11 protein-coding genes and 1 tRNA gene are annotated in these 11,399 nt (G+C 41.6%); 6 read left to right on the plus strand and 6 right to left on the minus strand.

Annotated elements, in window-relative coordinates:
• Positions 1–407: 407 nt before the first annotated feature.
• The 4 genes from NO991_RS20340 to uvrD all read right to left on the minus strand — a co-directional run bounded on the left by NO991_RS20340 (position 408) and on the right by uvrD (position 6,625).
• On the minus strand, positions 408–1,256 hold the full coding sequence (locus NO991_RS20340) for a chemotaxis protein (RefSeq protein ID WP_371352345.1): 849 nt from the start codon (positions 1,254–1,256) through the stop codon (positions 408–410).
• A gap of 72 nt (positions 1,257–1,328) precedes the next feature.
• On the minus strand, positions 1,329–2,450 hold the full coding sequence (locus NO991_RS20345) for an ABC transporter substrate-binding protein (protein ID WP_300362646.1): 1,122 nt from the start codon (positions 2,448–2,450) through the stop codon (positions 1,329–1,331).
• Entirely contained in the window at positions 2,413–4,482 is a 2,070-nt protein-coding gene (locus NO991_RS20350; RefSeq protein ID WP_300546007.1) for a GNAT family N-acetyltransferase, read from the minus strand. Before NO991_RS20350 ends, NO991_RS20345 begins: the two co-directional genes overlap by 38 nt.
• Positions 4,460–6,625 (minus strand): DNA helicase II, encoded by a 2,166-nt coding sequence (uvrD, locus tag NO991_RS20355; RefSeq protein WP_138602659.1) that lies wholly within the window; start codon positions 6,623–6,625, stop codon positions 4,460–4,462. Before uvrD ends, NO991_RS20350 begins: the two co-directional genes overlap by 23 nt.
• A 259-nt stretch (positions 6,626–6,884) precedes the next feature.
• On the opposite strand from uvrD, the gene NO991_RS20360 reads away from it, so the two are divergent.
• Positions 6,885–7,109 carry a hypothetical protein gene (locus NO991_RS20360; protein ID WP_054554878.1) on the plus strand — a complete coding sequence of 75 codons (225 nt, stop codon included), beginning with the start codon at positions 6,885–6,887 and terminating at the stop codon, positions 7,107–7,109.
• A 122-nt stretch (positions 7,110–7,231) separates the two neighbouring features.
• A complete protein-coding gene (locus NO991_RS20365; protein WP_138602657.1) occupies positions 7,232–7,600 on the plus strand; it encodes a YacL family protein in 369 nt (122 codons plus the stop codon).
• A 32-nt stretch (positions 7,601–7,632) separates the two neighbouring features.
• Here NO991_RS20365 and NO991_RS20370 read toward each other — a convergent pair whose 3' ends face one another.
• A complete protein-coding gene (locus tag NO991_RS20370; protein WP_054554876.1) occupies positions 7,633–8,262 on the minus strand; it encodes a peroxiredoxin-like family protein in 630 nt (209 codons plus the stop codon).
• A gap of 120 nt (positions 8,263–8,382) precedes the next feature.
• Here NO991_RS20370 and NO991_RS20375 point away from each other — a divergent pair, with 120 nt between their 5' ends.
• Positions 8,383–9,003: a dUTP diphosphatase gene (locus tag NO991_RS20375; RefSeq protein WP_209328694.1), complete on the plus strand. Its 621-nt coding sequence runs from the start codon at positions 8,383–8,385 to the stop codon at positions 9,001–9,003.
• Here NO991_RS20375 and yrfG read toward each other — a convergent pair whose 3' ends face one another.
• Entirely contained in the window at positions 9,004–9,660 is a 657-nt protein-coding gene (yrfG, locus tag NO991_RS20380) for a GMP/IMP nucleotidase (RefSeq protein ID WP_054554874.1), read from the minus strand.
• Positions 9,661–9,721: 61 nt separating this feature from the next.
• On the opposite strand from yrfG, the gene nudE reads away from it, so the two are divergent.
• The 3 genes from nudE (at position 9,722) to NO991_RS20395 (ending at position 11,398) form a co-directional block, all read left to right on the plus strand.
• Entirely contained in the window at positions 9,722–10,294 is a 573-nt protein-coding gene (gene nudE, locus NO991_RS20385) for an ADP compounds hydrolase NudE (RefSeq protein ID WP_171037179.1), read from the plus strand.
• Complete coding sequence (gene cysQ / locus NO991_RS20390) at positions 10,287–11,084, plus strand: 3'(2'),5'-bisphosphate nucleotidase CysQ (RefSeq protein WP_300419682.1); 798 nt, start codon at positions 10,287–10,289, stop codon at positions 11,082–11,084. Before nudE ends, cysQ begins: the two co-directional genes overlap by 8 nt.
• A gap of 240 nt (positions 11,085–11,324) precedes the next feature.
• Positions 11,325–11,398 (plus strand) — tRNA-Met (locus tag NO991_RS20395).
• The last annotated feature ends 1 nt before the right edge of the window (position 11,399 follow it).

An 11,399-nucleotide genomic window follows, 5' to 3' on the forward strand; every position in this document is an offset into this window, starting at 1 on the left:
GCTATGTGAAAGTAGGTCATCGCCAGGCTCCAAATAAGAGAAAGCCCGATTCGAAAGAGTCGGGCTTTTTTGCGTTTTGAGCTGTCAGCTTTCAGCCGTCAGACTTCAGTTGAACTGCGGGGTTGCCCTGTACAAAGTCACCCTCAGCAACAAAACCCCGTAGGCACTTCAGTGCCGAATCTAGACCATAACAAACACATTCATGGCTGAAGCCATTCCTAAAAGTACACTTTGTCTAGAACCTAGAACCTCCGGCAGAGGGAGACGCAGCCCCAAACACCCACACCGGGCGGCTGAACGCTGAGGGCTGAAAGCTGATAGCTCTGCGATGTGTTGGGTTTCGCTCCGCTCTACCCAACCTACGCCAGAACTTAACACTTTACTCTTTCTAACTCGCTAATTAGCGACTAAAAAAGCCCATACTCTTCGGTTTCTTCTGCTTCGTGGCGCATGAGGTGTTCTGGGCGGAAGATGGCGCTTGGGTCTAATAGTAAGCTGTGTTTATGCTTCATTTTAATTAGCCCGCGCATCATGTTTTTAGTTTGTGGGTCAACATCAAAACCAACAGAGGTAAGCTGCTCTAAAGGTTTGATATCTTCTTTCTTAACATTAATATTGTCTTCGACTTTATCGACCAGAAGCCCTATATGAGGTGTTACACCGTCTTTAGTTGTAAAAATGATGATTGGCTTGTAATCAAGGCTTATCTGCTCTCGGGCCGATTCAAACAACCGGTTTAGCTGATTAAGAGTTTGTCGTTTTTTTTCTTCAAATAAAATAATTACAGAATCTTTTGACTGTGTTTTCCGTACTTCTAGAAGTTCGCTAGCCATAACATGTAGTGCATGGTAGGGCTTTTCAAGTTTGGCAACAATGCTCTTAAGATCTTCATTATCAGTCTCGAAATCTTTGTACCAGGGACTAAATGAGGACTTACTTGGATCTAGCGAATTTGTGAAGGATGTTCCAGTAGATAGGTTGTTTTCTAATACATTAAGCCATTCTAAGTGCTCTTTTTCTCTTTCAACTAATAATTCTGAAAGCGCGGCATTTACTTCGTATGTTGACCTGTTATTTAAAACTACCCCCAAATCAAATATGGGGGTCGGCGTGTCCATATAATCTTTGACCCCGATAAAGCTCTTATTTTCATTGGGCAATGACGTTAAATTACCCTCATAACGTTCAGTTAGAAGAATATCAAGAATTTTTAATGAAATGGTCTTGTGCCCAACTCGGAAATTAATCAGATCCATATTTCCCTCAAAGCCTTGTTAAGTCTTTATAGCATAGAACATTATTATGTTTTTAGTGATGGATTTACAAAATTACTTTTTGAAATAGGAGCGGTAGATTCTTTTATTATTTCCAGCACTATGACTATTAAATAAATCAGCGAATTCAGATGTGTCAGTGAAGAGGTGAGTTAGCTCGGTCAGCAGACATTGATTGTTTAGAGGCGTTGGGCATTTTTGGGCAGCGCTAACCAATGCTACGGCATTCAAATAACCTTCAAATATAATTCTATTCGCACTCGTGTGATAAGGCTCGATATCTTCAATAAACTGCTTACACCAAGGGTTTTTACAGTTATTAGGGTCGGGTACCACTTCAGTGACCATAATGTTGGCGGGCTGTTTCACTCGCTGATATAAATCATGGCTCGAAACGAAAGACACCGAAGTATAGTCTGGGTTGAAGTTTTGTTTGTTTGCTGCATTAATGAATTCAGCGAGAGGCTCGTAAGTGCCGACTAAACAAATTGCGGTTGCTTTACTTTCTTTTAGAAGCGCTAAAGCTTTTGAAATATCATCACTATTGCGCTTAAACCGAGCGACTTCTACAGGTTTAATACCATGTATTTTTAATGCATTAACAAGGTTGTTTTCTACCATATAGCCAAACTCATCGGCTTGGATCATCAAGCCAATTTTTTCATGCTTACGCTCTTTCACGAAATAATTAATTTGCTCTATGGCTTCATCTTGGTAGCTCGCACGAAGATTAAATACATTTGGCATTGAGCTATTATGTAAAAAATCAGCGCCTGTAAATGGCATTAGAAATGGAATGCGGTGCCTATCCAGAATAGGTTTAATTGCATGGGCTGTTGGTGTGCCCATAGAGCCAAAAATTGCATGGATCTTTTGATCAAATAAAAACTCGCGAGTATTCACTACGGTATTTTTTGGCTCATAACCATCATCAGCTAAAATCAGATCGATACTTTGCCCATTAATACCGTTTTCTTTGTTGATTTTATTAAAGTAAATATTACTGCCAAGCGCCAGTTGTTCGCCTATTTGCTTTGCGGGTCCAGTGAGCGCAGTGGACATGCCGAGTTTAATGGTAGGCTGTGCGTGTTCAGCTAAAGCTATCTGAGGTAGTAGCAAGGTACAAATACATAAACACTTAATGGCTGTGATTTTGAAGTGATTTATAGTGAGCATACCAACCTTGCACTGCAGTTTTGAACTGTGACTCTAAGTCTTTTTTACCTGTAAAACCGGCTTCTTCGATTAAGCTATTTACAGAGGTTTGCTGTAATACTAGTCGAATAAGGATGAACTTTGTATGTTCATCTAATAAATTTAGACTAATTGGTGTGCTCCAAAGTATTTGCCATAGCAATGGCTGTACTTGGAAGAGGTTAATATCACCAGTTAACAGCCGCTCAGCTCTTGCATCTAAGGCAGAAGATAGATCACTTTTTGGTAAGCCTTTGAATAGCTCTGCAATAAGCTGCCAAGGAAGTGAGTTAAAGTGATCAAGGAGTTGCAAAGAGAAATCTTGCTTAAACTCTTCTATTAACAGTGCTGCGCTATCTGTCGTTTGCTTATCTAATGCTTTAACCACTAAGGCAGCATGTTCTGCCGTTGCTTTGTCATGACTAAATCCAAGCTTAACAACGTTGAAGCCATTACTTTGCCAAAACTTAATTAATGTCGCATTTGCGCCAAAGCTAGCACCAAAATAACTACAATTGCTTAATTGGCTTTCGCAGTGGTTTAACAGGGCTGAGCCTATACCTTGCTGATGACATTCAGGTGCAACAGCTATTCTCACGACTCTCGCTGAGTGTTTACACAAATCTTCTGTTTTTCGGCTTAATTGAGTCAGAGTTTGCGCCATTAAATGACCATGTGGCCGACGCTTTCCTCTTATAACCTGCTCTGCAATCTCAGGCGTTAAGCCACCCTCAATAGCAATTAAGCAAACGGCTTTTAATGCATTTTCTTGTTTGCAGATAGATAGCTGTAGCTCTGGGGCATCAAGCAATTGGCGTAAGTCGTTTACCGTGGTTTGATAATGAGCCAACGCCAATAGCGCCATAATTTGGCTAAGCAACTGCTCATCATCAATGAGTTGCTCTTTGCTTATGCTTTCGAATTGATATGACTCTTTACTCTGCGTTTCTAGGTATTTTGCATCAAGTAATAGTAGTTCACGTAGGCTATTTTCTAGGGGGTCATACTTGGCGAAACGAACAGGTTCATCCAAAGTAATTGCCTTTAGCGATTTAAATTGGCTACGTAAGTAATGTAAAAAACGTAACGTGTAACCACGCCCATTTCCTTCATAACCAACCATAGTGCTGGCAAATACGATCCGTGGATAACTTTTTAGGATCTGCAATAGCATAGGAACCGGAATCGCTGCTGCTTCGTCGACAAATAACAGATCGCAATCAGGTTTTTCATGTAGCAGTGTATCTGGCGCAATATAGCTAAGGTTAGCTAGTTGCTTACAGTTTTGCTCTTTGCTAACACCAAGCTCAGCGGCTAAATGCTTAAAGCTTGTTTGTACGGCTTTGGCTTGGGTGGCGCAAATTAGGATTCTTTTATCTTGAAGATTTGCTGCTGCAAGCCCTAAAGCGGCTGACTTACCACGACCTCGGTCTGCACTGATCACAAAAGGACGATTAGCGCGCCCTGTTGCGGTTTTAATAATTTGCTCAACACATGCTTGTTGTTGCTGATAATTTATCTCAGCAGTTGCTGGCGAAATAGATTGGTAAGCAGGAGGCGAGTGCTTAGTAAAATAATGTGGCTGCAATTTTAGCTTGGCGAAAAAGCGCTGATTAAAAAAGCTGTGTTTAATTGCTTCGCCATAAGAGGTAATACTTGTGAGTGCTGGGTCTTGCCAGTTATTATCATCGGGCAGCAGTAATATAAGTACACCACCAGCTTTTACGGTACCGGCAAGCGCGGCTAGTTTATCGGCATATAAACCGCTAAAACCATCAAAAATTGCGTGTTGAAACTCTTGACCAAGAATCTGGTGAGCATGTTTTGGGAACTCACTATTTGCTAATAATGAGCTGCTACTGAAAACATAGGTATTTTTTAGCGCTAATTGGTTTGCAAACTGATAGCACCAAGTTTCGCTGCCTTGCACAATGACAAGCTGGCGATGCTTTGCAATCACCAGCTCATTACATAGCGCTGTTATATACTCATTATAAGGCTTGAAGTCTTGCATACTGTGTTACAAGCCATTTACTGCCTAGATCATCAAAGTTCACTTGAATACGTGACTGTGCGCCGCTGCCTTCGTAATTGAGTACGGTTCCTGCACCGAACTTAGCGTGTAATACGCGCTGTCCTAAGTTAAAGCCGCTATCTTCAAATGCGGCATGTGTTACTGATGGACTAAAACGACCTGCCGCAGGTGGCCTTGAAACCTGTGTTTTAATACGAATTTCTTCGATACAGTCTTCAGGCATTTCGCGTAAAAAGCGTGATGGGCTGTGGTATTTTTCTTGTCCGTATAAACGGCGGCTTTCTGCGTGGCTAATATATAGTTTTTCCATCGCGCGAGTCATGCCAACATAACATAAGCGACGTTCTTCTTCTAAACGACCAGACTCTTCATTACTTTGTTGTGATGGGAACATGCCCTCTTCAACACCCACCATAAATACCAGCGGGAATTCTAGGCCTTTTGCTGAGTGCAGTGTCATCATTTGCACCGCGTCTTCGTGCTCATCAGCTTGACCTTCGCCAGATTCTAGAGAGGTATATGCCAAAAAGCCTTGCAGTGGTGAGCTGAACTCTTCATCTTCAGGGAGTTCGTATTGACCACAAGCACTAATAAGCTCTTCTAAGTTTTCTACGCGGGCACGGCCTTTTTCACCTTTTTCAGCTTGATACATTGCCATTAACCCCGAGCTTTGAATGGTGTATTTCGCTTGCTCTTCTAGGGTGAGATCGCTGATTTTATCTTCGATATGCTCAACAAGTTCTAAGAATTTTGTCACGGCACTTGCTGCACGGCCAGATAAGTGCTGCTGCTCGATAATAGCTTTAGCGGCATACCAAAGTGGCAATGACTCATTGCGCGCGCAATCACGAATGTGGCTTAGTGTTTTATCACCAATGCCGCGAGCAGGGGTGTTAATAACGCGCTCGAAAGCCGCATCATCTTGACGGTTACCAACTAAACGTAAATACGAAAGTGCATCTTTGATCTCTTGGCGCTCGAAGAAGCGCATACCGCCGTAAATACGGTATTTTAAACCTTCTTGTAGCATTGCTTCTTCGAGTACACGAGATTGCGCATTGTTACGGTATAAAATCGCGGCGTCTTGTAATGCATTACCTGCATTTAGCCAGCTACGTAGTTTGCTGCTAACAAAGCGCGCTTCGTCTAATTCATTAAACGCAGCGTAAACTGAAATCGGCTCACCATCATTGCCGTCTGTCCACAGGCTTTTGCCCATGCGTTCAGCATTGTTTTTGATCAGCGCGTTTGAAGCTTTCAAAATTGTTGCCGTTGAACGGTAATTTTGTTCAAGGCGAATGGTTTCGGCTTCGAAGTCAGTTAAAAAGCGTTTGATATTCTCAATTTTTGCGCCACGCCAGCCATAGATACTTTGGTCATCATCACCTACGATCATAATACTGTTGGTGTTACCTGCGAGTAATTTTAACCAAGCGTACTGAATCGTATTGGTATCCTGGAACTCGTCTACCAGCATATGGGCAAAACGCTGTTGATAGTGGCGTAAAAGTGTTGGGTGGTTTTTAAGTACTTCGTAGCAGCGCAGCAGTATTTCTGCAAAGTCGACTAAACCTGCACGGTCACAAGCCTCTTGATATGCAGCATAGACTTTCAGCATCATTTGCTCATTAATATCGTAGGCTTGAATGTCTTTAGGGCGCAGACCTTCATCTTTTTTCGCGCTGATATACCAACCAAACTGTTTTGCAGGCCACTTTTTATCATCGATGTTCATCGCTTTGAGTAAGCGTTTGATCATACGTTGTTGATCGTCAGAATCTAAAATTTGAAAGCTTTCAGGCAAGTTCGCTTCACGGTGATGGGCGCGTAAAATACGATGAGATAAGCCGTGGAAAGTACCAATCCACATACCACCAACCGGTGCTTTTAAGGTTTCTTCTACACGAGTGCGCATTTCTTTCGCGGCTTTATTTGTGAAGGTTACCGCAAAGATACTGTATGCAGAAGCTTGCTCAACTTGCATGAGCCACGCGATGCGATGAACAAGTACTCGAGTTTTACCAGAACCTGCACCTGCAAGTACTAGCATATTTTGCAATGGGGCTGCGACTGCATCCCGTTGTTTGTCATTTAAGCCATCGAGTAATTCAGAAACGTCCATCGTTACGCCTTTTCAATCTATAATGGGTGGAGTATAACAGGTGTTTATGCAAGGCTAAATAAAATACTGTTTTTATAAACAGCTATTTTGGCAAGTCATTAAAATTGAAGTATTAAAATTGTGAATTTGACCGATTTTTAGCAAAAAAAACTAAAATCAAAATAACGCTACTTTTTAACACTTTGATTTGTAAGCCATAATAAGTTGGCATAAAGTGTGTTTACTAAAAGTATAATCATTAAAAACTACAGAGGTTAGTATGGCAGAGCAAGGTTCTGGCGGTAATGTAATCGCAGCAATATGTAATATCTTTTTTCCTGGTTTAGGGCAATTGGTACAAGGCCGTTTAATGGCGGCTATTGCATTCTTTTTAGCATGGGTTATCAGTGGGGCACTAATTTACGTTGCAGTTGGCTTTATTCTACTGCCAATCGTATACCTATGGGCGATTATTGATGCTGCGCGCTTCAAATCGCGACTCTAGCTATTTTAAATAGCATAAACACGAGCGCCCCGTTGGCGCTCGTGCTGATTTAAGACTACAAAACTCGCCACGTTTAGCTGCAAACGGTATAATTAGCAGATAACGTATTAAGAGTACCCTCCATGGAATATCAATTTATCCGCGATCCTATTAGCGGTTTACGCATTAAAATCTCCTCTGAACATGCCGTCATAGGCCGTTGGCTAAACGAAGAAATCGGTAAAGAAAAAATCGCGATGGTACAAGCATTAATCTCCGCGGTTAAGAGCAGTCATGAGCCTTTAACCTTACAAGGTCAAGAAATTGATTTGATCTTAAGTAAAGACGAAGCGCTATTCGAAGCACATGCGTTACATCAAGACAACGAAGACTTAGTTGCCTACCAAGATGATGATTTAATGCTTGAAGAAGAAGGCTTGTGTAGTGGCTGTGGTTTTGAAGACTTTGTTGATTTAATTGAATCTTGGCAAGAATTTACACAAGGCCGATAAGCAGAAGCATATTCTGCTTATCGATTACTAAATTATTGCTCGCTCACTGATTTAACAGCGGCTAGTAATAAATCTTCTGTTAAGCGTACTTTGTAATTTGGGTTGGCGTATTGAAAATTAACTAACCCATTAGTGTCTATCACAAACACTGCAGGTACGGGTAACGCTACTTTCACTTCGCCCTCTAACGAGACAAAGTTAACCCCAAGTTTGTTGCGGTAAATCTTTGCTGTTTTGTCATCTAAGTAAAACGCTAAACCTAACTTTTGTGCCAACAAAAGGCTGTCGTCAGACAATAATTGATAGTTTGGTGAAGTAATTTTTGATTCAGCGAGCTTTTCAGGACTATCTGGCGAAACGGCAATTATTTGTGCTCCTAAATCCGCTAGCTCTTTCTCAATTTTTTGGACATTGGCCAATTGCTTTGAACAATATGGGCACCAGCCACCACGATAAACAATGAGCACAGTCGTTTTTTCTTTAAAACGCTCAGCGAGTGAGACGGTTTTACCGTATTGATCTTTTAACTCAATATTTGGCACTGCTAAGCCGGGTAATAATGGGCTAACTTGCTCTGCTGATTCGGCAATATTGGTTGCAGTCGCAGCAATAACTTGGCTTGATAGTACAAATAGTGCACTAATGAGTAGAGATTTAAACATAGGCTTCCTCGGTTATTTTTATCAACTGCAGAGCAGACCTGATCATATGTGTTTTTATTTCATCAATGACAAAATTATCTGTAGTATATACATAATTGAAAATGCAAGTTGGGATAAAGAATGTCTGCTAATTTACAAAAACTCGTTGTTATGCTCGAGATGCAAAATGCGATGAATACTAAAGTTCATGAGCAATGGTTTAGCCAAGGTTTTGAATGGTATCGTGCAATTTGGGTTGAGTGTGCTGAAATGCTTGACCACTACGGTTGGAAGTGGTGGAAAAAACAAACCCCAGATACAGAACAAGTTATTTTAGAGTTAGTTGATATTTTCCATTTTGGTTTATCTTTACGTATTGATGGTGAAACCAGCTATGAGCAGTTAGCTGCGCAACTTGAAGCTGAGTTAAGTGCGCCAGTTCAGGCAGATGACTTTAAACAAACACTCGAAGTGTTAGCCGCGTCAGCTGTTGCTGAAAAGAGTTTTAATGCCGCTGCATTTGCAGGTTGTATGGCGCAAATCGGTATGGATATCGATGACTTATACCGTGGCTACGTTGGTAAAAACACCTTGAACTTCTTCCGCCAAGATCATGGCTACAAAGATGGTAGTTATATCAAAGTGTGGAACGGCCAAGAAGATAACGAGCACTTAGTTGAAGTGGTAAAAAGCCTAGATACAGAGCATGCAGATTTTGCAAAACTTGTATACCAAGGCTTAGAGCAGCGTTACCCGAAGTAATTATTTAACGGGTATAAACTCGCGAAAATCGATGGTCGATAAAAAGCCATCGAACTGTTTATGCGGTTGCTGACTATCAGGGTTGGCAACCGCAAGTATATGACCAATACCAAACTCTTTTGCCGCATCTAGCACGGCGGGGCTGTCATCCACAAATAAAGTCCGTTCCTTATCAAACTGCCATTCTTGATGTACTTGTTGCCATAATGGTTGATGCTCTTTACTCACGCCATATTGGTGAGTTGAGATCACCCCATCTAAGTAATTATCGATAGCAGTGTGTTCAAACTTTAACATGGCACAATCTGGGTGCGCGTTAGTAAGCATGATCAATTGCTTGCCTGCTTTTCTAAGCTCAGTTAAGAACGGCGGAACATCTTCACGAATTCTGATTAAATGTTGAATGTCACGTTTCAGTGCCATAATTGGTAAATCAAGTTGCTGCTGCCAATAATCTAAACAGTACCAATTAATTTGTCCGTGAACTTGTTGATAACGATGTAAAATGTCAGCTTTTGCTGCGTCTAAACTGATTTTATGTTTACGCGCATATTGCTCGGGAATAACGGTTAGCCAAAAGTAATTATCAAAATGCAAATCAAGTAGGGTGCCATCCATATCTAACAACACAGTATCGATTTTTGACCAATTTAACATAGGCAATTCACTTTAAAAGATTTATGATGAGCATAACTGCCATGATAGCAAATTAATGCCAATGACACAGAAAAAGCATCCTACACCACCGCAAATTTTGTCTAATGAAGTTGTCGCTAAAAGTCGACTATTTACTGTTGAGTCTCTCGAATTGAAGTTTTCAAATGATGAACAAAGGCAATACGAAAGAATTCGTGGCGGTGGCAGAGGTGCAGTGATGATAGTGCCAGTAACGGCCGATAACGAACTGTTATTAGTGCGAGAGTATTGTGCAGGCACCAATGATTATCAGTTGGGTTTTCCAAAGGGCTTAATTGATCCAGGTGAAACACCACAGCAAGCTGCAGACCGGGAGCTGAAAGAAGAAGTTGGTTTTGGTGCTAAGCATTTCGCTGAACTAAAAAAAGTCAGCATGGCGCCAAGTTACTTTAATGCCACTATGCATATTTTGTATGCTGAAGATCTCTACCCTGAAACCTTACCTGGTGATGAGCCAGAACCGCTTGTCGTTGTAAAATGGCCAATAACTGATTGGCAATCATTATTGCAACAAGAAGACTTTACTGAAGCACGAAGTGTCGCAGCTTTGCTATTATTAACAAAGTACTTAGAGTCGGGAGCGGGCAATGAATGATTTTTTAGAACCGTGTATTCGGTTAGCTGAGCAAGCAGGCGATGCCATTATGGCCATTTATCAGCAGGATGATATTGGTGCTGAGCAAAAGTCAGATCATACTCCGGTCACCAAGGCTGACTTAGCATCAAATGATGTATTAATGGCGGGTTTGAAGAGCATAGCCCCCGATATTCCAATTATGTCAGAAGAAACCCCGATCCCAGTGCTGGCAGATAGAAAAGATTGGCACCGTTATTGGTTGCTTGATCCTATGGATGGTACCGGGGAGTTTATACTTGAAAGCGGTGATTTTGCAGTCAATATCGCTTTAGTTGAAAATAATCGCCCAGTGCTGGGTGTTATTCATTGGCCAGCGAAACAAGTGACTTATTTTGCAAGTTATCAAAATGGCGCATTTAAACGTGAAAATGGCCAAGATCAACAAATTTCAGTAGCAACACCCGATAATTTAACCTTAGCAGTAAGCCGCAGGCAAAAAATTGAAGCGGTCAGTCAGTATTTAAACACTCAGTTTGCGACAGTAGCATTAGGCTCATGCTCATTAAAAGCCTGTATTATTGCAGAGGGTAAAGCTGATTGCTTTTTACGTATCGGACCAACTGGTGAGTGGGATACTGGTGCGTCACAAGTGATTGTTGAAGAGGCCGGTGGCTGCATTACCGATGCTGAATTCAATCCGTTAACTTACAATCAACGAGAAAGCACAGAAAACCCCGATTTTATCGTGATGGGTCACCCCGATTGGGAGTGGCAAAAAATGATTAGTCCTCATCAGCGTGCATTTTAACTTTGTTTTGTGTGCTTTTTGTTCGCTTGAGTTAAATTTGTCACTATAACCCTTGATTTCTAATCTTATTGCTATATGATAGCGCTCTCTCTGAAACAGGGCGTCGTTAACATGCTCATGTTACTAAGAGATTACAGGCGCGGGATGGAGCAGAATGATAAATCATTCGTCGGACTCGCTAATACCTGAAGTCGAAGGTCGTCGGTTTAAATCCGGCTTCTGGGACTCTAAACATACAGGCGCGGGATGGAGCAGCCTGGTAGCTCGTCGGGCTCATAACCCGAAGGTCGTCGGTTCAAATCCGGCTCCCGCAAC

Source organism: Pseudoalteromonas sp. DY56-GL22 (assembly GCF_041414715.1).
Lineage (GTDB): Bacteria > Pseudomonadota > Gammaproteobacteria > Enterobacterales > Alteromonadaceae > Pseudoalteromonas > Pseudoalteromonas simplex.

Coding starts and splice junctions, on each gene's coding strand:
- NO991_RS20340 (WP_371352345.1), bottom strand. CDS start 1,256: ATGGATCTGATTAATTTCCGAGTTGGGCACAAGACCATTTCATTAAAA.
- NO991_RS20345 (WP_300362646.1), bottom strand. CDS start 2,450: ATGCTCACTATAAATCACTTCAAAATCACAGCCATTAAGTGTTTATGT.
- NO991_RS20350 (WP_300546007.1), bottom strand. CDS start 4,482: ATGCAAGACTTCAAGCCTTATAATGAGTATATAACAGCGCTATGTAAT.
- uvrD (WP_138602659.1), bottom strand. CDS start 6,625: ATGGACGTTTCTGAATTACTCGATGGCTTAAATGACAAACAACGGGAT.
- NO991_RS20360 (WP_054554878.1), top strand. CDS start 6,885: ATGGCAGAGCAAGGTTCTGGCGGTAATGTAATCGCAGCAATATGTAAT.
- NO991_RS20365 (WP_138602657.1), top strand. CDS start 7,232: ATGGAATATCAATTTATCCGCGATCCTATTAGCGGTTTACGCATTAAA.
- NO991_RS20370 (WP_054554876.1), bottom strand. CDS start 8,262: ATGTTTAAATCTCTACTCATTAGTGCACTATTTGTACTATCAAGCCAA.
- NO991_RS20375 (WP_209328694.1), top strand. CDS start 8,383: ATGTCTGCTAATTTACAAAAACTCGTTGTTATGCTCGAGATGCAAAAT.
- yrfG (WP_054554874.1), bottom strand. CDS start 9,660: ATGTTAAATTGGTCAAAAATCGATACTGTGTTGTTAGATATGGATGGC.
- nudE (WP_171037179.1), top strand. CDS start 9,722: ATGACACAGAAAAAGCATCCTACACCACCGCAAATTTTGTCTAATGAA.
- cysQ (WP_300419682.1), top strand. CDS start 10,287: ATGAATGATTTTTTAGAACCGTGTATTCGGTTAGCTGAGCAAGCAGGC.